This window comes from Methylomonas fluvii (assembly GCF_014850975.1).
Lineage (GTDB): Bacteria > Pseudomonadota > Gammaproteobacteria > Methylococcales > Methylomonadaceae > Methylomonas > Methylomonas fluvii.
This window is the reverse complement of record NZ_JACXST010000001.1, coordinates 1-26,795: the sequence shown is the minus strand read 5'-3', so window position 1 is coordinate 26,795 and position 26,795 is coordinate 1. Positions and strand designations below refer to the sequence as shown.

Below are 26,795 nucleotides of genomic sequence, written 5' to 3'. Positions count from 1 at the left end.
GCTCCAACAGTTCCGATGGTCCTTTACCACAAACGACTCATTTAACAGATACCCGAGAATGACGAAATCCCAGCTCATCGAACACATTAGCCTTAGATTGCCTCATTTACTGCAACGCGATGTCGAAATGGCCATTAATATCACTATCGATACGATGACCAATCATTTGGCACAAGGTGAACGAATTGAAATTCGTGGGTTTGGTGGGTTCTCGGTTATTCAGCGAGCCGCTCGTATAGGGCGCAACCCTAAGACAGGCGAACAAGTGAGTTTGCCCATTCGGCATTCCACCCACTTCAAACCAGGACTGGATTTACGTGAGCGTGTGTCCCTTTCTAGTAACCGTTTTCCATTGATTAAGGACTAGCCTCCAGTCGTTCTGATTTAGTACCGCCATCTATACCGAATGCGAAGTTCACTGATTCGGTTTAGGAAATGTCGATACCATGGGATTTTGGCGAGTGAGAATTCTCACAATCGACACGTTGCGGTCTGTCGCCCAAAGTGATTCAATGACAGCGATTTGATCGTTACCAGTCATAAACGAAGCATTGCTTAGAGGTGCGGCGTCAGCAAGTCGGTATCTTTGGTTGGCTAACGAACCAGGACGTCTCTTTGACATTCTGCTATTTATGAAAGGCTCTGCTGGTCATCCATTGCTAAATTTGACGCCACCAATTCGAGGTTGGCAAAAAATCGTGTAAGCGAGGAACGATGAAAAACCTTCATTCGGCGCTCAAAACAACGGTAATCGGTAACCATACCGGGGACGGCATCAACTACATCTCGGTTCGACTACAGAATGGTAAAGATAATTTGGCCGACACACTGCATGCTAGGCCAAATAGCTATTCAACTTCAGGCTTTCAGACAACTGATTTCCTTTCTCTACTGGGCTTCAACCGTTCTGTGTGTGCCTTCCATGGCAGCGAATGCTTCTGCCGACAAGTTCCGGAAGGGCTGAACCTCAAAGGGCTAAGCGCCGACATCGACAAGTCCTTTCAAATTTTCCAGAAGGCCATCTCGCACCTGGAGAACTGCGGTCTGTTCGTCGAGCAGCCCGAGGGCTGGGGATTCTTTTATGGCAAGCCGGCCACCCGACGGGCTCGCCCGAATCTCTATTGCCGTGGCGACGGGCATACCTCGCCCAAAGCCGAAAAGATGAAGGAAAGCGAAGATGAGTTTTTCCGTTTCGTCTTTACATGGATCGAAGGCGGCAGTGACAAGGGATGGACAACCCATTACCGCGCCAAACACATGCCGCTCTCAGAAGAATTTCAGTCGGTCATCGACTTTCTTGGCGGATTCAACTGGTTTGCCGATTGCCCGGAGTATGACTTCGAGGGCTGTTGGTGGCGATTCACCCCATTCGAGAAGCGAGGGGATGATTTCTTTGGATCAAACGCCGAACTCGCTCATCGATGGTTCGATGCCCATGCCACCCACTTTGCTGCGGGAATCAAGGGACTGTTGGAAGCGCATGCAATCCAAGAACCGTGGGGGATGACCTTTCTTCCAGCAAAGCAAATAGCTGCACCCCGAGCCGCCACGCCAAAAGCTGTAGCAGCCGCACCCAATCCTATGACCATCACTCAATCAATAACCGGATTCCAATACGACGTAGCGTTCTCATTTGCTGGTCCCGAGCGTCTGTTGGCCGAGAAGATCGCCACGATTCTCAAGGAGCATGGCTTCAGCGTCTTCTACGACAATTTCTACCCAGAACAACTTTGGGGCAAGGATCTTGTAGCGACGTTTGACCGCATTTACCGCAAGGAATCCAGGTACTGCGTCATGTTCCTATCGCGGGAATACGCCGATCGGATGTGGACGACGCATGAACGCAAGAGCGCGACAGCACGAGCACTCCAGGAACGTGGCAATGCCTATATTTTGCCGGTGAAAGTTGAAGACGTAGATATCGATGGTTTGTCTCCAACCATCGGCTACGTTTCCCTCGCCGAGAAATCTCCCGAGCAGATCGCCGAATTGTTGATAGGGATGCTCAAGAGCTGACACGATCTACGTTCAATCGTGCAGAAGAATCCGATAGGTTGTTATGCTCAATAACATGGAGTCCTTATTTTTCGCCAACGCCCATAACCATCGCATCAACGACTTCGCTTCTCTACGTGGGTTATGCTTGGTGCTAGCTGCCGTACGAGTTACCAAGGAGTCTCTAAATATGAGCCAAAACGATGTTTACGCTGAATGGCAAAAACTCTGTGAAGAACAAGAAAAGGCACGTGAAGCCTATTTCAAGGCTTTTTCTAGCGTCAATCAGAAATTTGCGGCTTTTGCCCAAGGAGTCTCAAACAAAAACCCAAATAACAATGAATTGTCTAAGTTCGATGAGGCATGGAAAGCCTGGGAAGACGTTAAAAACCGCATGCACCAATTTGCAAAAGACAATGCATAAGGGGGGTAAATACAAATGCACTTAAAAGCGTCTATACACGACTATGAGTTAGATGATTTGTTCCGTAAATTCCGAGACATCATTGGAGATAGACACTGGCGCAGGCGCGTCAAAAAGCTTAACGAGGAGATTTTGGGTAACCAATTTTTGAGAGATTACCATCACCAGGAAAACGAAATTGCTTACCAACTTAGTTGCTGCAGCGACTTGCTTTTGCATTACGGGAGATTACCCGTTGGCCAAATGGACTTATTTCCCATCTATCCAGCGATGGCATTCGCATCCCACTGCCTTAGCATGTTAGAAAGTATGGAAGCCACCAATCGTACGAGGACAATCGGGAGAATCCAAGGCGCATTTCAAAATCCTGAGGATATGCGCGCATTGCAACTCGAATTCACAGTTGCGCTACATTTCACTAAATTAGGCTACCAACTGGGATGGCCAGAATTGGAAGCAGAAGGGGACACTTACGATTTACTAGTGAAGGATATTGAATCATCGGGTTTGGAAGTAGAGTGTAAGGCTATTTCAGAAGGAAAAGGTCGGCAAATCAGCACTCGGCATGCGCTCGACTTCTGGCATCTTATGCAGCCGGATCTCAAGACTGTAACCCGATATCTGCACGATGGATTGTCGATAGTATTAACGCTGCCCGACAAATTGCCGACCAGGTTCGCCGAACGTAAGGAGTTATCAAAGCTTGTCGCTAGAACAATCTTGTCTGGTCAGAGCCAAACATATCCACAAGCGGAAATTGCTATCCGTGATTTTGATGCCCAACTCCTCCACCGCATTAACTGGAACAATGCCAGCCAAGGCGAGCGCGAATTGATCGACTCGATTACCGGCACCTGTAATCGTCAGGTCATGGTTAGAGGGATAAAGGAAGGCGTCGCGGTCATTTGCGTCATTCAGAGTAAGCGGGATGACACGTTGTTCGACGCCATTCAGAAAACGGTTAAGAAAGCAGCAACGAAGCAACTGACAGGAAATCGCCCGAGAATGATTTTGCTAGAATTCAACGGCATTTCACCAGAAAGCATGGTGAACCTAGCGGAACACGATAAAACACCGGGTAACGCTCCGACCTCACTCCTCTGTTGGGCCAGCAAGTTCCTTTCGAATGCCATTGATCGGGATCATGTCGTAGGAATTGGATTTCTTAGCCGAGGAGCGATGTCCTCGCCGAGTGAAAATGTTGTCACCAATAGTGGCTCTACTTACGTGTTTACCAGGCAGGAAAGTAAATACTGGGACGACGCTTTCCGCGGGCTATTTAATTCAGAAAACATGCTCGAACAAGAGTCAGCGGCGTGTTCCGCAACTTTAACTTAAACAACTGGTTTCAGGCATAAACCGGCCCTGCAAAATGAACCTCGACGGTCTGAAATTGGCCGATCGCGTTGGACCTCGAACAGATCAAATCCAATACAAATTTCAAACTTTTTTTGCCCAATTAACGAAATCGCAATAATTATCGCGATTTCGAAAACGACCTCCCGAAAATTCTCTTCACAATAATGACCATCCCAACCGGAGGTCATTATGGAACCCGTTGCAATCCCCCAATCGATAGACGATCCCATCCACATTTTGCTGTGGAGTGCGGACGAGATCGTACCCTTCATGGTGAGCATGCTGACCGGCATGTTAATCGATCAATTTATTCCAGGCTTGGCGCTTGGACTCATCGCAGTCAAGTTTTACCGGCGTTTCCGCGATAACCGGCCTGACGGCTATACCTTGCATGCGCTGTATTGGCTGGGTTTGTTGCCGAGTCGCGCGCAGACCATCCCCAACCCCTACATCTGCCGGTTCCTGCCATGAGATGGTCGGATTTTCTGCAAACCTGGGACGGGCACGAGACCGAGAATCGATTTAGCCGCGTCATCATCATTGGCTTGCTGGTGATTTGCGTGATCACTTCGCTGGCCGCTTGGCGCACCGAACGCAGCATCATCCTGGTACCGCCGAGCTTGACACAGGAAGTCGAGGTCACACGCAGTCAGGCATCCAGCGAGTTCAAAGAGTCCTGGGGCTTGTTCCTGGCTGAACTCCTTGGCAACACCACGCCAGCCAATGCCGATTTTTTGAAAACCGCCGTCGAGCCGCTATTGGCGCCGGATATTTACCGCAGTGTCCTGGATGCCATGAGCGATCAAATCAAGGCTATCAAAATGGATCGGGTCGCGATCAGTTTCACCCCGCGTCACGTCGACTACGAAGCCGAGACCAACAAAGTCTTCGTCAGCGGCGAACTGAAAAGCCAGGGCCCCAGTTCCAAACCGGACGTAAAGCTCCGTACCTACGAATTCATCATCGCCATCAAAAATTATCGGCCCCGCCTGGAATACATCGACGTGTATCCGGATTCCCCCAGAACCCTGGCCCGTTTGCAAGACACTCAAGGCCAACCGCATGAGGCTAAACCATGAAACGATTGTTGCACCCCTGGTTATTCCTTTCCCTCGCCAATGGCGCTTGGGCCAGCGATGATTTACCGGTGACGGTATTACCACCGGTCACCAGCGTGGCCGAAGAGTCATCCTCATCGCCATCACAACCCGTTGTACCGTCTCAGCCCGACTTAGGTATCGAGTTACCGCCGGTTGATGCCAGCGTCTTGAAAGCCGCCAAACAGCAAGCGGCAGCGTCAAACGCAGCATCAAACACATCAATCGGTCCCCAGCATATCGCGGTTAAACCCAGCATCAACGAACTGATGCCGATTGCGGTCGGCCACTTGAATCGTCTGGTCACACCGTTCGAACATCCGGTGGTTACGACCACCAGCCAGGCCACCACTAGTACCAAAGGCAAAATCGTTTATGTCGCCACCGCCGACGAAACGCCAGTGACCTTATACATCACCCCCGGCGACAACCAGGACATTGCGCTATCGCTCACCCTGATTCCCAAACGCATTCCGGCGCGGGAAATCCACCTCGATCTGGATAAGGACAGCTACCAATTGCTGAACCAATGGCAACGCGCCGATGGCTCAAGTCGAACCTCAAGCCAACAGGAACAAGCCTACATCAGCCAGCTAAAAGCATTGTTTCGGGATTTGGGTTTGCAAAAGACCCCAGCCGGTTATTCACTCCGCGAACCGAAGCCGCAGGAACAGATTCACTGCCTGCAAGAGCGCGTACAGATTAAAACCGGCCAAGTTCTGGAAGGCCAGGACAGGCTGATTCTGGTGGGACTAGCTAAAAATACCGGCGGCGACATGCTCGAGTTCGACGAACGCGGTTGCGCGACGACGCAACAGGACGTGCTCGCCGTTTCGGCCTGGCCCAACGTGGTATTGAAGCCCCAGGAAGCCACCGAATTGTATGTCGTGGTCCGACAATCGCCAGAGGCGTCATCCAGTTTGCGGCCTTCATTACTGGGCGGAGGTCAACCCTAATGGTCAGCGTCGATACCTGGTGGACACGCTTGAGTCCGGCTGCCAAACGCAATTTGGCCGTCGGCGGCATCGGTACCGTAGTGTTAGCGGTCATCATCGCACTGGCGACCATCACCCCGGAAGTCAGCAAACCGCTGAGCAAGCAGGCCACCATCCAACATATTTTGACCGATAGCGATCCCCGTTCACTGGGTATCGACGGCATTTCGGCACAATTGCGCGATCTGCAGCAGAAAAACGACGAACAAGCTCGCCGGTTGGCTGCGATCGAAGAACAACAAAAGCGAGAACAGCTATCCGACGAAATCCGCTTCAAACAATGGACCAGCGCAGAGCGCGAGGCCTATGAAGCCAAACTCCAAGCCGTCACCGGTGAAGTCGAGTCGTTGAAGAACAAAGCGGCCACACCGACAGCGACCGCCACCCCAGGCGACATCAATCAACTCCCATTGGATCCATCAACATTGGGAAGAGCGTCAAACCGCCGCCCAAACAACCCTCCATTCGACAACGGACAAGACGATCTCAACCGCGTGTTCGAGCAAGCCGCTGTGCCCGGACCGATACCCGGTAATCCCGGCGTCTCGGGAGGCCGAGCCAATAGTCAGGCGCCGGCGGCGATGCAGATTCGAGTCATCCAGGAAGGCGCTGACCAAGCCAATGGTAAAGACAAAGACACGGCGGCGGCCAATGCTCACGGCCAGTCGCAGTCAGGTCATGCCAACAGCGACGTCTTTATCCCTGCCGGCAGCATTTTGACCGGCGTATTGCTAAATGGTCTTGATGCGCCAACCGGGCGCAAAGCCAAGAAAGAGCCGATGCCGGTGCTGTTCCGGATCAAGAAGGAAGCCATTCTGCCCAACCGATTCCATGCCGATGTGCGCGAGTGCTTTTTGCTGGCCGCCGGCTTTGGCGACTTGAGCGCTGAGCGGGCCTACTTTCGCGGCGAGACCTTTTCCTGTGTGCGCCAGGACGGTGGCGTGATCGAAGTGCCCATGAATGCCTATGCCACCGGCGAAGACGGCAAAAACGGGGTGCGTGGCCGGGTGGTATCCAAACAAGGTGCGCTACTCGCCCAATCGATGATGGCGGGTTTCCTGCGCGGCTTTTCCGATGCCTTCGGTCGTAACCAGATTCCGGTGCTGATGACCGGCGGCCTGGGTGCGCTATCCGGTACCACACCATTCCAAAGTGCCTTTTCCTCGCAATCGATGGAAGGCGGCGCATTGAAAGGTGCTGGCTATGCGATGGAACGGCTGTCGCATTTTTACATGGACATGGCCGAAGAGATTTATCCGGTCATCGAAGTCGATGCGACTCGCCAAGTCAACTTCATCGTGCAAAAAGGCACGGCGCTGAAGCTGAAAACCCAAAGCTGATTTTCATTAAAACACGGAATCTATTTATGTCTCTACGCCAAACCCGTTTGCTGCTGGCATCACTGTTAGTCACTTCAACAGCCTTCGCCGCCAACCCGTCAAAACCGCCCATCTCGGACATTGCCGCAGGCCTTTTGTCGATCAAGATCGACGGCATGCAGGACTTACCGATCTCAGGTCTCAAAATGGTCAAGTCCGGCGAGCAGGCGGTGTTTATTTCCAGTAACGGCCGCTTTGCCTTTTATGGCGGCAAATTGATGGACATCTGGACCCAACAGGAGATCAAGGAGCTGGCGGATATCGATCGCATTGCCAACCGCATCGACCTGTCCCGGATGAAGCTCAAGGCTGACGACCTCGGTGCCGTGACCATTGGTCACGGCAAAGCCCAAGTGTTGGTGTTCATCGATCCGCGCTGCCCCTACTGCGGCAAAGTCATGAAAGACCTGCAAGCCTTACAAGACCAGTACACCTTCAAACTGGTAATGGTCCCCATCCTCGGCCCCGAATCGCAAAACATCGTCGTGCAACTGGCGTGTCAGTTGGAAACCAACGAGACAAAAGCCAAAGACACCGTGCGCGACCGACTGTTGAAACAGGATTACGCGGGCTTGCCGACCGAACCACCGGTTCAGTGCAACAAAGAGCCGCTGCAAAAAGCCGTGGTCACCGCCAAGTTATTCGATTTGAAGGGTGTGCCATTTCTGATTGCTCCTGACGGCCGCACTCACAGTGGCGCACCCGAGGTGTTAGCCGATTGGTTGGCCGATAAACCGAAACCGTCGCCCAGTCTGGCAACAACGCCCGATATAAACGCACAAAACACAAACGCCACGGAGAAAAAGCCATGAAACGCTTTCATCAGTTTTCTATTTATAGCCTCAGTGTACTGATGATCGCCGTCACCACCGGCTGCGCCACCGACTACGGCTGTAAAGGCATGCCGGACGAACCCAGCTGTCTATCTACGACGCAGGTCTACCAGGTGACCAATACGGCGATAAAGGAAGCGCCTCTCGAAACCAGCCAGGAATCAGAGCCAATGTCAAAACAGGCATTCGCACCTCCGTTACAACAACCCGTGCCCAAGATCGAAGATCCTACGCCGATTCGCACGCCCTCGCAGGTCATGCGCATCTGGATCGCGCCTTGGGAAGATGCAGACGGCGATTTGATGGTGTCCAACTATGTCTACACCGAACTGGAACCTCGGCGCTGGATGGTCGGCAAGGCGGCACCAACCGCCAGTTCGTCTTTGATTCCTTTACAAGTCGAGCAACGTCCACCGGAGAAACGATCCAGCGTCGATACCGCTGAAGATGAAAGTCCAGTGAATCGATTAGGAAAACAAATGCCCTGAACCTTAATTTCTTTTAACCGCAGGTCCCACACCCCCTGCGAGACTGAGCGGGTAACCGCTTAAAACCTGCCGGACTAACCGTCCGAGATTCGACGGGCAACCGTCTTTTAACCTGAATGAGGATATTTTTGATGAAAACGTCATATCGAAGCGGGGTACTGGTAGCCCTGGCATCGTTATTTTTTATGTTGTTGGCAAATGATGCCATGGCCGGTACCGCTGGTACCGAGTTCAGCACCGTCTGGAGCTTGCTGACCGGCTGGGTGGAAGGCTTGCTCGGCCGCATTATCGCTATCGTGTTCGTCATCGTCGGCCTAGTCGCCGGTGTCGTGCGCGGCAGCATCATGGGCTTTGTGCTGGGGATTGCCAGTGGTGTCGGCCTGTTTGCGGCACCGACCATTATCACCAACATCGTGACTGCCACGATTTAGGCCTCACCACGATGACCGGTTCAATTATTGATACCGAGACTGCGGCGGGCAACCGCCGCCTTGCTTCATTGGCACACGATAAGCGGACCGTCAGGGTCCAAGACGTCAACGGCCAGCCAATCAACCCCTGCCATCCGGCCAGAGCCAGGCAGTTGAAACGCAACCACCGCGTATCGCTGGTGTGCCGGCATCCTTTTACGATTCGTCTCGATCCGGAATGTCCAGTCGAAGACCTGCTGCTGTTTTCCGAAGAGGATATCTTCCTATGACCATCGCCCAACGCCCCCGTGCCGATCAGTTATTCACGGTACTGGCTTATGAATATGACCATCACCTGTTCTTGATGGCCGATAGCAGCATTGGCTTCGGCTTTCTGTGCCGACCGATGATCGGCGCCGATGCCAGCGTTTCTGCGCGGGTCAACGTGTTACTGAATCAGGACTGGCCGCCCGAAACGCTATTGCAAGTTTCACTGTGGACTTCGCCGGACATCGAAGAGTCGCTGGCCATCATGCAAACGCGGCGTCTGAAACAGCAAAAGCAGACCTATAAAACCATGACCCAAGCCAGTATCGATTTCTTGCGGCGCGGCACAACCAAAGCCCCGGAAGCGATATCGGGGGCACGCCTTCGACGCAGTCACATTCTAGTCACGGTCAAATTGCCGATGGCGTACCCCAGGCCTAGTGAAACGGACATCCGTCGTGCCAGCGAATTGCAACTCGCTACCCAGCAATCGCTGTCGACCATCGGCATGTATCCGGAACTATTAGGCGCTGATCAGTATGTGCGCATTCTGAACACGATTCTCAATTGGCAGCCCGATGCCGGCTGGAAAGATCGGGTGGTACCCGAATGCGATCCGACCCAACTGATCCGCGATCAATTGCTGGATTACGATAACGCGCTCGAGCTCGATGAAAAAGGCCTGTGGCTCGGGAGTAAGCGCGTCAAGACCTTGTCCGCCAAACGCACCCCCGATCATTTTTACTTCGGCAGCGCAAAAAGCTACTTGGGCGACATTCTCTCCGGTACCCGTGGCATTCGCCAGAATGCTTTGCTCAGTCTGACCCTGCATTATCCCGATGCCGAATCAACCCGTACCCGGCAGGAAGGTGTGCGGCAATTCATCACCAACCAGGTTAATACGCCCATTGCCCGGTTTTTGCCGGTGTTGGTGCAGCGTAAACACCATTTCGACGTGTTGTTCGACGCCTACCGCGATGGAGATCGGCCGATTCGGGCTTATTTCGGGGTGTTACTGTTTTGCGACGAAGCCGAAGAAGCGGCGGCGGTCTCCAATGCCCGCGTTTATTTCCGGGAGCTGGGTTTTCAGCTCCTGGAAGACAAGTTTTTCTGCCTGCCGTTTTTCCTGAACTGTTTGCCGTTTGGTCCCGAGCGTTCGGCGATTGCTGATTTGAAACGCTATCGCACCCTGGCCACGCGGCATGCCATTCCGTTGTTACCGTTATTTGGTGACTGGGCTGGCACCGGCACGCCGACTTTGAATTTCGTCTCACGCAACGGTGAACACATGGCCGTGTCGCTGTTCGATACCACCGGCAATTACAATCTGTGTATAGCCGCCGAATCCGGTAAAGGTAAATCCTTTCTGACCAACGAAATCATCGTCAGCTACCTGACCGAAGGCGCGCAAATCTGGGCCATTGATGTCGGCCGCTCCTATGAAAACCTTTGCGAGGTGCTGGAAGGCGATTTCGTGAAATTCACCCACGGTTCCAACATCTGCATGAACCCCTTCGAGATCGTGCAAAACTTCGAAGAAGAAGCCGATATGTTAGCCGGATTGGTCAGCCAAATGGCAGCGCCGACCGAGAAACTGACCGATTTCCAAACTGCGGGTCTCAAACGGATATTGAAACAATTGTGGACAGAAAAAGTCCAGGCCATGTCCGTCGACGACATTGCCCGGCAGCTCTGCTCTGAAACCGATCAACGCTTGAAGGATGTCGGCGAACAGTTGTTTCCGTTTACCACCCGAGGCGAATATGGCCGTTACTTCAATGGTCGCAATAACGCCAAATTCACCAATGACTTTACCGTCCTGGAACTAGAGGAGCTTAAGGGCCGCAAGCATCTGCAACAGGTGGTCTTGCTGCAGCTGATTTACCAAATCCAGCAGGAAATGTATCTCGGCGAACGTAACCGGCCCAAGATCGTCATCATCGACGAAGCCTGGGATTTGCTCACTGAAGGCGATGTCGCTAAGTTCATGGAACACGGCTATCGGCGATTTCGAAAATACGGCGGTGCAGCCGTCACCATCACCCAGTCGGTGAACGATTTATACCGCAATGCCGCAGGCCGCGCCATTGTCGAGAACTCGGCAAATATGTATTTGCTCGGTCAAAAAGCCGAAGTCATCGAAGGTATGAAGCAGGATCGGCGCTTGCCACTATCGGATGGCGGCTATGAACTGCTCAAAACCGTGCATACCTTGCCTGGCGCGTATTCAGAAATCTTCTTCATCACCGAGATGGGATCCGGTATCGGCCGACTGATCGTCGATCCATACAAACGCATTCTGTTTTCCACCAAACCCGAAGACGTCAACGCCTTGAAACAGTTGCGTCGGCAAGGCTTGAGCCTGGGTGAAGCCATTCAACAACTCATCGACAACCGCAGCAGCAAACCCAGGGAGACTACCTATGGATCCTAAATCGCAATGGCTCAGCACCGTTTTCATCGCAGCCTGTCTGGGCGGCATCGGTGGCTGGCTGGCTGCGCAACAGCAATTACAACAGCCCATCGCTCGATTAAATATGGTCACACCGGTGTTTGTACTTGACCGGGCCAAGCTGATTCAGTCGATACCGCCCAACGCCAACCAGGAACAAATGGCCAAAATCGTCGATGACTGGCAGGGGCAGGCCAAGAAACTCAGTGATGCAGGCTATCTGGTCATTGATTCAACGGCGGTGGTGGCTGCTCCGGAGGATGTCTATGTTCGACAAGCCGGACGCTAACTGTATGAAGAAGCCTCGGATTCATTCGTCATCGTCACCCCGTGCCAATCGCCAACGATTAGGCCAGTTTCTACTCAAGGCAATACCGATTTTGTTGCTGGTGTTGGCCGTTGAAAGATATATCGGTCAACGATTTTTAATTGGCGGCGACGACCAGGTCGACCGCTGTCTGCCGGACAAATGGATTTACCTGATCGACACTCACAACAAAGACATCTGGCGCGGCGATTTGATTGCCTTTCGCGCCGAACGCATGGCGCCCTTTTTCAATGATGGGCAGATCATCGTCAAAATCGCCGCCGGCGTCACCGGCGACACCATACACGTCGATCCGCAGCACACCACGATCAACGGTGAACGAATCATCGACGGACTGCCTTTGACGGAGAAACTCAAAAAGCCGGCCACCCGTTTTAACCGCCATGAAACGATTCCACCGGCAGCCTATTGGGTAACCGGACAAACCGACAAAAGCTTCGATTCGCGTTACTGGGGTTATGTCTACGATCATCAAGTGATTGGACGGGCCTATGCGTTGTTTTGATCGGACTCAACGTCCTTGGCATCTATCGGCAGTCTGTTTGTTTTGCTGGTTCAGTGTGCAAGCCGGGCAGGCGGAAGAAGTCTGGCAGCAACGTTCTCAGGCTATTTTGCAGGCCTTGAAAGGCCAGCCTCGTCCTGACTGGTTGAACGGTCAATCTGTACAACTGGACATGAAACACCAGGCGCAACAGGTGTTGGACGCTTCGCAGGCGATCCAAACAGAGGCACTATCAATTGGATCAACAAAATTGGCTAGCGTCCAGCCGACAGCCCCTTCGAGCAAGCCTCTCACACTGTTGTTTGTGTCTTTCTCGCTGGGTGAATCCGCACTGAAAGGCATCTTTGAAGAGGCGGCTGGCCGGGATGATGTTTTGCTGGTGTTTCGCGGCCCCAAGCCCGGCCAAAAACTACCGGCACTGATGGCTGACCTCAAACGTTTGCTGAAAGGTATTGATCCACTGCCCAACATCGTGATCGATCCCACCCGTTTTCAGCGCTGGTCCGTAACGTCAGTACCGGACATTGTCATCGAACAAAACGGTAAATCCCAGCTACAGGTTCGAGGTGTCAGCAGTCTGTCCTGGCTAGACGAGCAGCTAAAAGCCGGCAAACAAGGTGATTTGGGCGTCTTGGGCGATGTTGGCGAAATTGCCGAAGTCGACTTGCTCGAAGAGGTCAAACGCCGGATGGCCGCCATCGACTGGAAACAAAAGCAACAACAAGCCATCGCTCGGTTCTGGGAACAGCAAAAATTTGAAGTGCTGCCGGTGACTCAGGAAGATCGTGATCGGAGCGTGGATCTGACCATCACCGCCCCGCGCGATCTGACAGCGCCCAATGGACAGCTGGTCATCCGAGCCGGACAAACTGTTAATCCCTTGGACAAAATGCCATTTGGCTTATGCCTGAAGGTGTTCGATGCCACGGTGCCGGCTCAAGTCGAACTGATTCAGCATCAGTCCTGCCAGGATAAACAAGCACGGGTGATGTATTTGGCCACGTCGTTGCCGCATCAGTCCGGGTGGGACAGCTTGCAGCGTTTGGAAACTGCGCTTCAGGCACCGGTCTATTTACTGACACCGGATGTGCGCAGTCGTTTTCAATTACAGCATGTGCCGGCGATTGTCGAACAATCCGGTAACCGTCTCCTCGTTCGCGAACGCAAGCTGCCTGTTTCAACAGCGGGAGCTAAATCATGAAGCGATTACAGCGGACGACTATTATGGCCTTGGGATTTTTATGGCTGTTGATCTCGGGTGTAACAGCGGCCGAAACCACTACGAATAGCGTCGACCCTTTGTGCTCGGACGCCGAACTGTGGTCCGGCAAACTGATCACCGATATTTGCTGGAGTTGTCTGTTTCCGATTCGTGCAGCCGGGGCGTCGCTGGGCGGTGGCACTGTACCGGGTATCGCTACCGACGAGAAGTTTTGCTTTTGTACCGATAGCATGAACATTCCGGAACTCGGCATGACCATGGGCTTATGGAATCCGGCAAGGCTAATCGAGATCGTCCGCAATCCCTGGTGTTCGCCGGCACTGGGCGGACATAAGTTCAGTGCTTCAAATTTGCGCTTGATTGCCACTACCGGCAAGGCCGAGTTCGATGCCAGTGAGATGTCGTTTTTCAATTACCACTACTTCGCCTTTCCGCTGACCATTATGCTGGATCTATTCTGGGATGGTCGCTGCAACAGCGACGGCTATCGGGATTTTGATTTGCTGTATGTCTCGGAACTGGATCCCACCTGGAACAATGATTTGCTGGCGTTTTTTACCAGTCCGGAAACGGCGTTGTTTGCCAATCCGGTGGCGATATCGGCCTGTGTCGCCGATGCCGCAGCGGCAGCCACCGGCAATCCTCTGGATGCGTTGTTCTGGTGTGCTGGTGCCTGGGGGCATATGTATCCACTTTCTGGTATTTCGCCAACCAGTTACGGGACCGATCCCAGAATTACCAGTTTATTGGCCACTCGGGCGACGGCCTCCTTGCATCGACGCGGGCTGGCCTGGAAAACCTCGGGCAACGATGCTTTATGCGGCGGCTATATCTATCCATTCATTCCTAAGTCGCAATACCGGTTATCGATGTTTTATCCAGTCGCCGAAACCGATTCCAATCACGCCATTGGCGAGACTACCTTCAAGTGGGGCGCGGGACGGACTTATCCGGGGCCGGGTGAAGATCATCTCTACCTGCTGTGGCGTTGGCAGGACTGCTGTGTGGGGCTGTGATGGGCGTTAGGGCGTTATTCGAACCGCAACGTTGCTTGACGCAGATACTATCAGCGATTTTATGCGTGACACTGGCCTGGACCCCGTTTGGCGTTTCATGGGCCGATGCGATTCAGGCAGCTGGGCGCGATGGTCAACAACTCGGACAGCAAGTTCTGGGCGGTTTTGCGTTTCCGGTCGATACCGGCACCGGCTCACTGACCTTGAATCCAGGGACGGCTCAGGAGAGCGCCATTTCAATCGGCACGCTGTTTCCGGATACCAATAGCGCATCAACCACGACCAGCGATTTTGCCAATCTTTATGGTAACAACCCCGGCACACTGGCGGCGGGTCTGGATGCACAGACAGCCTTAAACGGCGAAACCAGCTTCACCGGTGAAGCCTATCGCACTTTGATCGACAATGCCCACCAGTCGCACCCGGACTTACAAGCCGATCAGATCTGGCAAAACGGCGATCAGGTGTTTGCCGATTTTACCCCATGGGCACAGTCATTCTCAGACTGCACGACCACCACGACCCAAACCGACACCCTGCAATCGGTGCGCGTGCCGGATTATCAGCTATGCCTCAGGCAACCGACGGTACCGCAAAGTTGCACCGCTACCCACCAAGTCAATGTACAGCCCTTGATCCGTTTCGTCAGTGGCGATGGCGGCTTTTCCAGTTGCGGGCCGGGCTGTATGGATTTGTATGTCGGCCGAGTCGGTGATGATTACTGGGAATCGGATTGTGGCTTGTTTACCTGGCAGGTCAAATACGAGGTCTTGCATCCCGAAGCCATCACCAGTGCCACGCTGGAATACGTCAAATACGATGACCACACCCGTGTCTATTACGACAATCAGTTGATCTATACGGGGTCCAGCGGCTGGTTCGGGGACTGCGAGCTTTACACCAGCTGGAACGAATATCCCAACACCAATGTGCTGTATGCCTTCAACAGCAGCGGCATCAAAGTGTTCAAGGAAGAAACCCGCGTTTCTGGACGTGGCGAAGGCTATTCGCGGATTCGGCTGCGCTATGACCTGTCAAAACTGATCACCCAGGACGCATGGAGCTGGAGCGGACCCAATTGCCAAAACTTGGCCAATGCGATTACCGATGGTATTTGCCAAACCGGTAGCCAACTGAATTGCACGAACGATCCGGCCAATGCGTCGAGTTGTTACGTCGACCCCACCTCGCAAGTCATGGTCTGCGGTTCCGACTTGGCGCAAGCCCCAGTGGCCAATTCGACGGGGATTCGCAACACCTGTATGAATATCCAGGCGGCTGGGAACTGCGATCTGAATCAATACGGTCAATGTTGGACCGACTCAGCTGGCACCCACTGTTTAGAACCGCCGGCGAACGGCATACCCAACAAGTCCTGCACTTCGTTGGAAACCCAAGGCTGTTCATTTATAAAAGGTCAATGTACCAGCGTACTCGCCTCAGGTACCTGCTGGGACAGCGTCGATACCTACGACTGCGGGCAAACGGTCGGCATTCCCGCTATTCAAAGCAATACCCAACAGCAATGCGCCGGGCCGATACGCTGCATGGGCGAAGACTGCATTAGCGTGAATCGCACCCAGAGCCAGGATTTCAGTAAGGCGGTCGCCTTACTCAATAGCGCCCAGCAAATGGCGATGGATCTACATTGCGATTACGCCAACGCCGATTTGCAGCAAAAGGATCCGACTACCTGCCAGGTATTTCAGGGTAAACCGGCCAGTTGCAAAATGGTCGGTGGCGCACTCAGTTTAGTGGATTGCTGCGAAACGCCCTCAGGTGCGATGGGATTAGGTCGATATATTGATTTGCTGATCGCCACCAGTCAGATGGACAGCGCGGTCATGACCATGGACAGTACCTCGGCGATTCGCGGTGCTTGGGAAACCATGCGTACCCCATTCACGTTGGCCGGCGATGCCTGGAACAGTTTTCAGGCGGATTTTGCCTCGACGGTGAATGACTTGGTCGGCACCGACATGCTGAGTACCAGCGACATTGCCTCGCAAGGTTTACTGGACTCGCTCAAGGGCGAATTAATGAAGTCGGTGGCAGAATGGATTGGTAAGACCTTTGGCGAAGCGGCCGGTAATGCCTTGTTCAGCGCCGGTGGTCAGGCAGCTTTTGATGCTGCGGGCAATCTCACACCCGCCGCGCAATCCGGTGGTGTGCAATTAGGCGGCGGCGCGGCAGTTGCTGGGCAACTGCTCAGTACCTTGATGACGGCGTATACCGTGGTTATGATCATCATCATGATAATCCAGATCGTCTATTCCTGTGAGGAGCCGGAGTACGAACTTGCCGCCAAGAAACAACTGAAGGTCTGCACGGATCTGGGCACCTATTGCGAAAGCAAGGTGGCTGGTGTGTGTTGGGTGCGCAAGGAAAGCTACTGCTGCTACAACTCGCCGTTAGCACGCATCCTCAACGAACAAATCAAACCGCAGCTGGGCATGGACTTTGGTACGCCGGAAAGTCCAACTTGTACCGGGATTAAAGTCGCAGATCTGGACCGCGTGGACTGGACTCAGGTCAATTTGGACGAATGGTTGGCAATTCTGGCACAGACCGGGCATTTGCCGTCCGCCGCCAATGCAGCGTCCATGCTCAATCTGGATCAACTCACCGGAACCGGCAGCCGACTCAATCCGCAGAAATACGGCGCGACCTCCAGCGGCCGACAAGACACCTTAACCCGCACCCAAGGCCGCATGACTGATCTGGATGTCCCCACGGTCAAACGGCAATCGGAATTGGAGGGCTGGGGCATGGGGCCGCAATGAGCGGCCTAAAAGTTACTGAACCGAGTCTTTCAAGCCCTTGCCAGCTTTGAAGGATGGCAATTTTGCTGCAGCAATGGTAATCGCTTCGCCGGTTTGCGGATTGCGGCCGGCGCGCTCTGCACGTTCTTTCACTTCAAACGTACCGAAGCCCACCAACGCCACGGAATCACCGGCTTTCAGTGCAGTTTGGATGGAGTTGGTAATGCCATCCAAAGCTCGGCCGGCATCTGCTTTGGTCAGGTTGGCGTGGCTGGCGATGGCGTCGATGAGATCAGATTTGTTCATAAATTTAGGTACAGGTTTAAAATAAAAAATTGTTTGAATACGATAAGCGACACATCATATTGCGACAAGGGTGATTGACAGTAAAAAGCGTTTAGCAATATTTCAACAATACGTAATCTTCATATGAGAAGGAAAGGTAAATATTATGTCGGAATAAGCAAACTATCCTAAAAATGAATAGAAATATGGATTAACCCTATGCTCGGCAAAAAAGTTCTCAACCACGTTTATTGGCATTACAGCCTGACGGACGCTCAAGAATCCGAAATGCAACAAATTGTCAAAGCCGCCGAGATTTTGGCCCATTTAAAACCCGGCCTTGATTACAACGTCATCAAGTATGACGGCAAATCAAGATCACTGTCTTTGCTTTGGTACCCCAATTTCTTCGAAGAGCCATTCCCTGCCTTAGAGACCAGTTTTCGGATTGATCTGGCAACGCAAAGAGTCGAAAAGCGCAACTATCAAACATCGTTAAACCCGCCAATCTTACATCGCAAGGAATTATTACTTAGTGGCGATGCGCCAAACAATTTGCAATTTACTCAATTAACCGAGACCGCCGAACAATTGGGTCTATTCGACGATACAATCAGGATTGGCTTCAAACAAGCCTGGGATGCATTGATACGCGATAAGGGTTTTCAAATCATCGATAACCAATTTGTACCGATTGGCAACGATGAATCTACCGATAGCCTGACGGTTGAATCCTCTGAAAGCAAAAGCATCGCCCGGCATCTCACGGCGCTTTCCCGCAGTAATTTATCTGCGCCGATGCAATGCCTAGCACGTCACGGATTTTTAGACGGCTCATTAACCGTATTCGATTACGGTTGCGGCAAAGGCGACGACATTCGCAATTTATCAGACAATGCCATTCCGGTATCCGGCTGGGATCCACATTACGTTCCAGAGCAGCCTAAACAAGTCGCCGACATCGTCAATTTGGGCTTTGTGATCAATGTTATCGAAAACTATCAGGAAAGACTGGATGCATTGATAGGGGCATATAACCTGGCTAACCAGGTCTTAGTGGTTTCATCCATGCTATTCAATCAGAACGCATTTAAAGGCCAGGCTTTTAACGATGGCGTCATTACACAGCGCAATACCTTCCAAAAATACTTTACCCAAAGCGAGCTTAAAGAATTTCTAACGGATACTTTGGAAACGGACGCTATCCCTGTCGCCCCCGGCATCTTCTTTGTATTTAAAAATCAAGATGCGGAACAGCGCTTTCTGCTTGGGCGGCAACGTAGCCACCGCAATGTTTTACGCCTTTCGCATAGACCTATTTCGTCCTCTGAGCCAAAACTATCTCGAAATGAGAAGAAGTATCAGGCGTACAAACACCTTATCGACCCGGTATGGAAGAAAACTCTGGAACTCGGCCGGCTGCCCGACAAATCGGAAATCGATTCGCTAGTTGAACTCACAGAAGCCTTTGGCAGTATCAGCAAAGTCATTCGTTTCACACTAGACAACAATGAAGAAGCGCTGTTTGAACAGGCTCAGCAAAGTAAAATCGAAGATTTAATCACCTATTTCTCGTTACAGACCTTTTCAAAACGTAAACCCTATAAACATTTAGAGGCGGGGTTGCAAAGAGACATTAAAACCTTTTTCGGCGATTATCAAAATGCCATCGAAACGGCCAGATCGATTTTATTCAAAATCAGCAATGCCGAGCTTATTGCCGAAGCCTGTCAACACGCGACAGAGCAAGGCCTAGGATTTCTGGATGAAGGCGAGGCTCTGCATCTGCACACCGGCATGGTTCAGGAACTGCCGGCTTTGCTGAGGATATACATTGGCTGCGCCACGATTTTATATGGCGATATCGAACAAACGGATTTAATAAAAATCCATATCCAATCCGGCAAATTAAGCCTGATGCGCTACGACGACTTTGAGAATCAAGCCATCCCGCGCTTGCTAGAGCGGGTCAAAATCAATTTGCGAGAACAAACTTTCGATCTATACGAGTACGGCGACGCATTCGAACCAACTAACCTGTATTTAAAATCCCGCTATATTAGCGAGGAATTCCCGCACTTCGCCGAGCAGCTAAATTTTGATGAGCAGTTACAAGCATTAAACCTATTTGAATTGAGTGGTTACGGCCCCAAACCCGATGAGTGTCGGCAAACTTTAGCCCTTGCTCGATGGGAAATTGATGGCTTTAAACTGGTTCGCAGTCGTTCAATACCTGATCTCGATGAGTCGTGTGGAAGCTATTTGAATTATAGGCAACTCATTGAATGTGGGGAAACTCAGCGTGCTATGGGTATACTCAATCTCCCCAAACAAGCCTATAGTTATAATGCGCTATACGATCTAGCGGTTAATATACTCGACCCCGTAATCGACTATTTCGGCATGATCAGGCTTACCTACGGTTTTTGTTCACATGAATTGGGCAAACACATTAAAAAGCGAGTAGCACCGAAACTGGATCAGCATGCCGCACACGAACTGAACACTAAAAAAAACGTAATTTGCCCGAGGCTTGGCGCAGCGGTTGACTTTATCGTCGAAGATGAAAACATGCGCGAAGTCGCCGATTGGATCGCCGAAAACACGCCGTTTGATCGCCTTTATTTTTATGGAACTGACCGGCCCATACATGTGAGTTATGGACCGGAAAACAAAAGAAAGTATGTTGATATGGTCAGGATTGGTTCGGGAAAACAAATGCCAAAAAAACGTACCATTTCTCTTTGTGATGACCTATTTTAATAAAATATACGGATCGTCTCGATTTCCCGTAGTAACCAATAATGTCAAGTTTTTACACGCAGGGTTCGGCACATTGAACATCAGCCGGTTCTCAATCCTAATTCGTTATTCGGTTCAGTCGTAGCGTTAAAAAATGTAAAACAAAATATTAACAAAAAGCCAAGTCTTGAATTTTAGTCATATTCTTAATGTAATCTACAAAACACTGTAATGTTTTTCAAGTTTTCGTATCTGTCTCATAAGACCTACCGATCCATGTTTATTTTTTTCCATTAGTTCAAAAAATGGGTAATCCCGCATGTAAAGCTTGTTTTTATTGCCATCAACATAAATACTATAGTGCTCATTCAACGTTCTTATTTGATCCATTAGACTTTCTGCTTCTTGCTTACTGCTAACGTTGAAAACTGAATTTATATCTTGGAATTTTATTTTATCAACCTTATGAATTATCCAGGATAAAATATAATCTGCGTAATCATTTTCGGCTGTTTTAAAATGACTAAGCAGTTGGGTAGAGAGAATTGTACCAACCCCAAACTCTCGTCCTTCTTTGAGGATTTTTTTGAGACTTTCGAAATCCTGAAACATAAAGTTGTCAGCTTCATCCACTAAAATAATTTTTGTGATTTCTCGGTATCCATCTCTTTGTTTTGAAGCGCCTTTAATTTGCATTTGCGAGTAAAAAATATCTAATGTTATTGCAACAATAAGATTTTGAATGTCCGTATCATAACCTGCAATATTAATAACCGTCACACCATTAAGCATTTCAAACAATGGAATAGTTTTAGTTGGATCCGGTTCAAAGATTTCAAACGAATTAAGCTTTTCTAGTGCGGCATAAAGAGAATCAAACGCCACCTTTTCTTCATTAGAATAGACTTCCCAAAGATCTTTGATAGTCGGTGCTGGTTTAGTCCAGGTGGATTTATCCGCTTTAGTAATTCCGCGGCGTTCGTATGCTTCTAGAATAATACGATTTAAATTTGATTGTTGTACCGTTCCTAAGCCAAACGCTTTTGCAAGTGTTGTTTTAAAAAGGTTTGCAGTATGGACTGGTAACAATGGACGTGAGCCAAATAAAGAAAGAGGATTGAAAGGCAAATGATAGGGTTCATACGCTTTTGCATTTGTTGTCGCAACAAATTTTTCATCCAAATAATCTTTCGCTTTGTAGTTAAAGATTAATATATCAATAGGGGTGGAGTTAACATTATCTTGAGAGGTTTGAATCATTTGAGCAATCAATGACTTGGTAAATTGAGTTTTCCCAGTCCCCATAGTACCGATAATACCCGTGTTAGTATTAAACGTTTTGGATGTGTCTGTTGGATACCAGAGGATATCCTCCTTTGTATGGCTGTGGGAGCCAAACTTAATGCACATTGGGCCAGTTGATATGGGCGGCACAATGGTTGATTCAGGTAACTCTTCAGCAACAGTTGGTTCAATATCTTCAATGACCTCTATTTCTAAAGCTTCTTTCGGCAAGGCCACTTCATTAGTACTTCCTGTGTATATCACCTCTTCCAGCATGTAGGATTTTTTCGTTCCGTACTCTTCGTTATGCAGCTTTTCTTTGAGATGATTAAATGGCGTATGGAGCATGCCACTTAAAAAGTCGTAGGGGAGCTTACATTCAAGGATATTCTCTTTGATGTTAATGGAAGTATCTAACTGAATATCCAAGAAAGCAACCACAGCACCTTTACTGTGGTTCTCAAACTCTACAAGCGAATAAGTGCCTTCGAGCAACAGTTCTCGTTTTGCATACAGGTCATCAAAATAGTTTGCATCAAACACGTTGTAAAGCTGGTACTTCTCAACCTGCATAAAAACCTGGCGAATGAAAAGTCCCTTGAGTAGTCTACTTTTTAGATTATCTCCATTAAAAATATGGTCATAGAAATAAGACTTAAGTGCTTGGGCTTGTTGCATCGCTTTTTGCATATCAGCACTGCCTGATTTTACTTCAACGGGATACAGCACCACACCTTCATCGCAGAAACCAACCAGTAAAATGTCATCGGAGATGGGGCCGAGCTTTAAAGCGTCATTGCTCATACTTTCGTTGTAGCGGGAGAAGTCACTTTTGCTCATCGAAAGACCAACATTCCCTGAAACGCGGATCATTTCGGCTACAGAGAGAGGTACCCAAGTGATCTTTGGCGACGAGAGATAGGCAGTGATGTACTTGTAAGCAGCTATAATGCCGTTTTTCTCTTTTTTGATAATTTCACGTTCAGTGATCATCTTAATGAGCCATTCGCCGTTGAAGGCATTGAACTCGCTAATGATGTCTTTTGAACCGACAATGCTTGAGTAGAGATCGCTTTTGGCAGTCACGGTAATGGCATCATAGCTGGCCGATGAACTGTACTGGTCAGAGTAGTGGATGAGGATGAGGTCTTTGTAGCTGTCAAAGAAGTCAAGCGTGACCTTCGGATCGATGATGACCGTCCATAACGCACTGGAGTAGGACTTTTCAAGTAGTGCCTTGAAGTTATCGCTGATCATAAGTGCGATGGTGTTGTCTTTGACATAAGGCGAACCGGATTCATAAACGGGACGCTGCATGGCATTGTAGATTTTGGCCAGTTTTAGGTTAGCGAGATCTTCAATATTGACATTTTTCAAACCAAAGCCGCTGTAATAGTGCTCGTCGATCTTTTCAGAGCTCTCACCAGAAATGAGCCCCTCGTAAACTAGACCAGACTGCTTGGTATGGACATTACGGTTACGGATCTGGACCTTCTCATTGTTTTTAAAGAAAGAGAGGTGGCAGTAGTTCTGTGCTTCATTCGTCAGATGTTTGCTGTAGGTAATATGCGTACGCATGGCATCGATGATGCTGTCAGCGTCATCTTCTTTGAGACGGTATTTGAGTTTGATGTCCGTGTTAAAGTCCATATCGGCGAAGCGGTCAAATGCTGTTTCTTCAAAGTGCTCATCGTAAAGGTTGACAACCATTTTTACTGGCTCGATAAAGGAGTTCTTGTAGAACTGAACGATGCCTTCAAAAATCTCTTCGTTACGACCGTTATTAATGCTGTTAATGATGAGCGGAGCTTCATTGCGGAAGTCAAAAAGGGCGCTAAATGCTTCTTTAAACTCGCGGATCTTTTCAGCCGTTAGCTTGGAAACATAGCTATATTCATTCTCTTCATTGGGCACAAACTCAAGCCAAAATGGGTCTTCTTCAATGACTTGTGTGTACGCATAGGTTTCATTGTTGATAAACAGATAAGGGAACAGACCCTTTGCATTGAGCCGTTTGAGTGTCACGGCAAATAGGTGCTGATAGCTGTCATCTTCGGGGTTTGAGGCACGCTTGACCAGGTGGAGTATATAAGCCAGTACAAGTGGAGAAAAAGGAGAAAGGTACGTTTTCCCTTTATCGCGAACAAACCCAAGTTCAAACAGAGTTTTTTGTTCAGTGGAAAGGGCCTGATCCTCTTCAATATTTGAGACATAAGACAAATAGTGCCCTACAAACATTGTAGCCAACATGCACACTTCCTCATCCCAGGCGCATAGTGACGGGGTGGTCTTATTCGCCTGGAAATAGCTAAGTAGTGCATGGTAAGAAGCGGCTATGTTCTGATCAATACTTTGTAGTTTGGTGTAATGTGCATGAGAGCCGTAGGTTAACTGATAGGCTTGATGGGTAACAAGCTGATGCTCATATGCTACATAGGTATTGCGATCACCAACCAGCAAGAACTCCCGGTTGCCCAAGATAGCTTTTTTCTTAGCTTCGTTGTACTCGGCATTGCCGCTTTGAGTAAATAGTCTGTCGGAACGCTGTGTATTGAAAAGCAGGGGCAGGGAAATCTTGTCTTCAATTTTTTCGTTTTCGAGAGCAAGCATCAACGAATCGGTGCCATTGGTAATGGCAAATTTTACTTCATCATGTGCATCGTAAAACTTCGAAATGTTCAGTCGAGGGTATTCTATGACACTGGCTTGTTCGGCATCTGCCGGCAGCTCATAGATTGGGCCATTTGGCTCCGAAGAAAAGTTTAGATCGAAAGAATCAAGCTTGAGTAGCAACTCTTTATCTTTAGGTTTGATAATAAAGTAGTTCTTGATGCCATCAAGAACGAATGAGTTTTTGAGGAGGATTAGGATTTTAAAGAAATGTGTCTCAGCTGATTTTGTCGTCTGTAGCCTCACTCTAAAAAAGAGAGGTTTTCCGTCAAAAGGGACTTGAATATCAAGCTTGCGGTGCATGTAGGTCATGGAGACTTGCTTAGCAAGCTCAGGGTTATCCATGATGGAAAAATTGTCGATTTTAAGGCCGTCACCCTTGAATTTGAAAAGCAAAGATGCGTAATCGCCTTCAGCAAAAAGAATGATGTTTTTATTGCGTTGGCCAGCGGCTGTTGTGCTGTCATCACGCATGAAATAAGGCTCCGTAGTAATAGCCTCGGATGTGTCATAACTAATAGCTTCGCCTTTATTCTTGTCGATTTCTTTTTGTAGTTGCTGAAGGGTGGTGTTCTCCCATTCATCAATCGTTAGGCGCTCTTTGATGAATTCGGGGGAGTACTTGGGAAGACGCTCGGGTAGTTCGTTAGCAAAGTTTCTAATGTTATATTCAATGTCCGTGTAGAGCTTTTGATTCTCTTCGATGCGTTTTTGAATTTTGTCACGATCATCGAATTTATAAAGATCTTTGTCTTCAAAGAGATTGAGGCTTTGGAAATCTACATGGTCATTGGCAATGGAGTCATAAATGTCTTGATAACCAAAGGCAGACTGGTTTTCCATCACGATTTGCTTGGTTTGCATATCAAGTAGTGCTTGAAAGAGCTTGGGCTTGGATGTCGTTTTACAGAGTGCTACTAATTGTTTTTCAACATCTTGGGAATTAAGCGGTGCGCCAGGTGCAGCAAGATCATGCGCACTGTTAAGAAGCGTATCGAGACGGCTTTGGTGTAAGACCAGTAACGCGCAGTTGGAAAAGATCTCATCAGGACGTGACACTGCATCACGTAGATTTGAAATAAAATGTTCATTCATGGCATCTTCGACATCATTGACATATACAAGTCGAGTATCGGCGACGTCGATATAGGGTAGTGTAGTCCCTAAATAGCTGAGTTCAGATGCGTTAGCAGCATTGAGTGCGGTTAACAAGGCGCGCAGTTGATCTTCGTCATCCGAGTAAAAGCGATAGCGGTACCCTGGCTGTATACATGTATCTAGCCACGCAACAAGATTGTGAATCAACAATTCATTAAAGGGTTGTTTTGACATAAACTGCATCTCCGCTGTCACTTTTTCTATCGATGTTGCCAACGCGTTCATAAAGATCTATAAGTGCCATACGTGATTGTTGGTCGAAGTACACGCCTCTGTTCTCGAATTGAACCATCAGATCCTGAAAGCGCATCTGTTTTTGTTCGGCTATGGCAATGTTGGTTAGAAGCAAAATTGTGTCTTGCTCAAGCACCAGCACTTTCCCGAATCTTCCTCGCCCTTGGATGAAAGGCTCTGCTACTTGACGTTCGAATGCCCGTCGGTAATTTTCAAAGATATCTTTACGTGAACTTTGGTCTCGAAACTGCTCCATGGCAGCGTTTAGTAAACTTTCTAGCGCCTCTTTGGTACCAGTGTGCTCTAGAACATTTCCCTCTAGCTTGCGGACTGAACGAAATTTTGACTCAAATTCTCGTAGTATGCCGACCGTCTCTTGAGTATCCTCAAGCAACGTTGGTAGTTCATAGAGTCTGAGATTTTCATTCTCTGTGATCTTCATCAATGTTTCGAGGAAGGAGAGATAAGGAAAGATGTACTTTGCATGTTCATACAGGGTTCTATACCCCTCATATACGAGTTTTTTACGCTCAGTGCTTGCTTTTCGTAGTTCAGTATGAAGTGCAGTGGCCTAGAAACAGGAGTTTCAAATGTGTGTGGATTTAAATTTAGGGCCAATTGCGCACAGTAGAGAAAAAGATAGAGTCTTAAAAACTGTTTGGCATGTTGTGTAAAGTAATGCGTGTGTTTTGCAAGGAAAGCAATGTCTTTGGTGAAAAGTTCATCCAAGAATGGCAGGTAGGAAACTGTTTGGTCATTATGCTTGTTGTCAATTTGAATCTGTTCAAACTGTTTGACAATCCTCGATTCTAGAAAGTTGAGTTTTGTGTCAAAGCTGATGCTGTAATCATTTTGTTTCATCATCAGCTTGAATACGTCAAATACTTTGTCTG

General features: G+C 49.5%; 21 protein-coding genes and 1 pseudogene. 19 read left to right on the top strand and 3 right to left on the bottom strand.

All coding sequences use genetic code 11. The annotated features are described in order from the left end of the window. Positions 1-58 precede the first annotated feature (58 nt). The 18 genes from EBB_RS00115 to traN all read left to right on the top strand — a co-directional run bounded on the left by EBB_RS00115 (position 59) and on the right by traN (position 17,550). Positions 59-367, top strand: coding sequence for an integration host factor subunit beta (locus tag EBB_RS00115; RefSeq protein ID WP_192391928.1), 309 nt, complete (start codon positions 59-61; stop codon positions 365-367). A 347-nt stretch (positions 368-714) separates the two neighbouring features. After that, positions 715-2,016, top strand: a complete 1,302-nt coding sequence (locus EBB_RS00110; RefSeq protein WP_192391927.1) for a TIR domain-containing protein — start codon at positions 715-717, stop codon at positions 2,014-2,016. Positions 2,017-2,185: 169 nt separating this feature from the next. Beyond that, positions 2,186-2,419 carry a hypothetical protein gene (locus tag EBB_RS00105; protein WP_192391926.1) on the top strand — a complete coding sequence of 78 codons (234 nt, stop codon included), beginning with the start codon at positions 2,186-2,188 and terminating at the stop codon, positions 2,417-2,419. A gap of 15 nt (positions 2,420-2,434) precedes the next feature. Further along, positions 2,435-3,757 carry a hypothetical protein gene (locus EBB_RS00100; protein ID WP_192391925.1) on the top strand — a complete coding sequence of 441 codons (1,323 nt, stop codon included), beginning with the start codon at positions 2,435-2,437 and terminating at the stop codon, positions 3,755-3,757. Between the two features lie 210 nt (positions 3,758-3,967). Next, positions 3,968-4,249 carry a type IV conjugative transfer system protein TraL gene (gene traL, locus EBB_RS00095; protein WP_192391924.1) on the top strand — a complete coding sequence of 94 codons (282 nt, stop codon included), beginning with the start codon at positions 3,968-3,970 and terminating at the stop codon, positions 4,247-4,249. Next, positions 4,246-4,857 (top strand): TraE/TraK family type IV conjugative transfer system protein, encoded by a 612-nt coding sequence (locus EBB_RS00090; RefSeq protein WP_192391923.1) that lies wholly within the window; start codon positions 4,246-4,248, stop codon positions 4,855-4,857. Before traL ends, EBB_RS00090 begins: the two co-directional genes overlap by 4 nt. Then, positions 4,854-5,831, top strand: coding sequence for a TraK domain-containing protein (locus EBB_RS00085; RefSeq protein WP_192391922.1), 978 nt, complete (start codon positions 4,854-4,856; stop codon positions 5,829-5,831). The genes EBB_RS00090 and EBB_RS00085 overlap by 4 nt, the downstream gene beginning before the upstream one ends. Continuing rightward, on the top strand, positions 5,831-7,210 hold the full coding sequence (locus EBB_RS00080) for a TraB/VirB10 family protein (RefSeq protein WP_192391921.1): 1,380 nt from the start codon (positions 5,831-5,833) through the stop codon (positions 7,208-7,210). Before EBB_RS00085 ends, EBB_RS00080 begins: the two co-directional genes overlap by 1 nt. 26 nt (positions 7,211-7,236) lie before the next feature. Continuing rightward, positions 7,237-8,061 (top strand): DsbC family protein, encoded by an 825-nt coding sequence (locus tag EBB_RS00075; RefSeq protein ID WP_192391920.1) that lies wholly within the window; start codon positions 7,237-7,239, stop codon positions 8,059-8,061. Beyond that, positions 8,058-8,570, top strand: coding sequence for a TraV family lipoprotein (locus EBB_RS00070; RefSeq protein ID WP_192391919.1), 513 nt, complete (start codon positions 8,058-8,060; stop codon positions 8,568-8,570). Before EBB_RS00075 ends, EBB_RS00070 begins: the two co-directional genes overlap by 4 nt. 131 nt (positions 8,571-8,701) lie before the next feature. Next, entirely contained in the window at positions 8,702-9,001 is a 300-nt protein-coding gene (traA, locus tag EBB_RS00065) for a TraA family conjugative transfer protein (RefSeq protein WP_192391918.1), read from the top strand. Positions 9,002-9,012: 11 nt separating this feature from the next. Then, on the top strand, positions 9,013-9,270 hold the full coding sequence (locus tag EBB_RS00060; RefSeq protein WP_192391917.1) for an RRXRR domain-containing protein: 258 nt from the start codon (positions 9,013-9,015) through the stop codon (positions 9,268-9,270). Then, positions 9,267-11,681, top strand: a complete 2,415-nt coding sequence (gene traC, locus EBB_RS00055) for a type IV secretion system protein TraC (protein WP_192391916.1) — start codon at positions 9,267-9,269, stop codon at positions 11,679-11,681. Before EBB_RS00060 ends, traC begins: the two co-directional genes overlap by 4 nt. After that, the gene (locus EBB_RS00050; protein ID WP_192391915.1) at positions 11,671-11,988 is read left to right on the top strand and encodes a hypothetical protein; all 318 of its coding nucleotides are present in this window, start codon (positions 11,671-11,673) and stop codon (positions 11,986-11,988) included. Before traC ends, EBB_RS00050 begins: the two co-directional genes overlap by 11 nt. Beyond that, positions 11,966-12,532: a signal peptidase I gene (lepB, locus tag EBB_RS00045; RefSeq protein WP_192391914.1), complete on the top strand. Its 567-nt coding sequence runs from the start codon at positions 11,966-11,968 to the stop codon at positions 12,530-12,532. Before EBB_RS00050 ends, lepB begins: the two co-directional genes overlap by 23 nt. Continuing rightward, positions 12,519-13,730, top strand: coding sequence for a TrbC family F-type conjugative pilus assembly protein (locus EBB_RS00040; RefSeq protein WP_192391913.1), 1,212 nt, complete (start codon positions 12,519-12,521; stop codon positions 13,728-13,730). Before lepB ends, EBB_RS00040 begins: the two co-directional genes overlap by 14 nt. A gap of 23 nt (positions 13,731-13,753) precedes the next feature. Then, positions 13,754-14,767, top strand: a complete 1,014-nt coding sequence (locus EBB_RS00035; protein WP_192393487.1) for a TraU family protein — start codon at positions 13,754-13,756, stop codon at positions 14,765-14,767. After that, entirely contained in the window at positions 14,734-17,550 is a 2,817-nt protein-coding gene (gene traN, locus EBB_RS00030; RefSeq protein ID WP_371741527.1) for a conjugal transfer mating pair stabilization protein TraN, read from the top strand. Before EBB_RS00035 ends, traN begins: the two co-directional genes overlap by 34 nt. A gap of 12 nt (positions 17,551-17,562) precedes the next feature. Here traN and EBB_RS00025 read toward each other — a convergent pair whose 3' ends face one another. Then, the gene (locus EBB_RS00025; RefSeq protein WP_192391912.1) at positions 17,563-17,835 is read right to left on the bottom strand and encodes an HU family DNA-binding protein; all 273 of its coding nucleotides are present in this window, start codon (positions 17,833-17,835) and stop codon (positions 17,563-17,565) included. 198 nt (positions 17,836-18,033) lie between these two features. On the opposite strand from EBB_RS00025, the gene EBB_RS00020 reads away from it, so the two are divergent. Further along, positions 18,034-20,577 carry a DNA phosphorothioation-associated putative methyltransferase gene (locus EBB_RS00020; protein ID WP_192391911.1) on the top strand — a complete coding sequence of 848 codons (2,544 nt, stop codon included), beginning with the start codon at positions 18,034-18,036 and terminating at the stop codon, positions 20,575-20,577. A 195-nt stretch (positions 20,578-20,772) separates the two neighbouring features. Here EBB_RS00020 and dptH read toward each other — a convergent pair whose 3' ends face one another. Continuing rightward, positions 20,773-25,842 carry a DNA phosphorothioation-dependent restriction protein DptH gene (dptH, locus tag EBB_RS00015; RefSeq protein WP_192391910.1) on the bottom strand — a complete coding sequence of 1,690 codons (5,070 nt, stop codon included), beginning with the start codon at positions 25,840-25,842 and terminating at the stop codon, positions 20,773-20,775. After that, positions 25,823-26,763: pseudogene (gene dptG, locus EBB_RS00010) on the bottom strand (DNA phosphorothioation-dependent restriction protein DptG). The gene dptH and the pseudogene dptG overlap by 20 nt, the downstream one beginning before the upstream one ends. Positions 26,764-26,795 lie beyond the last annotated feature (32 nt).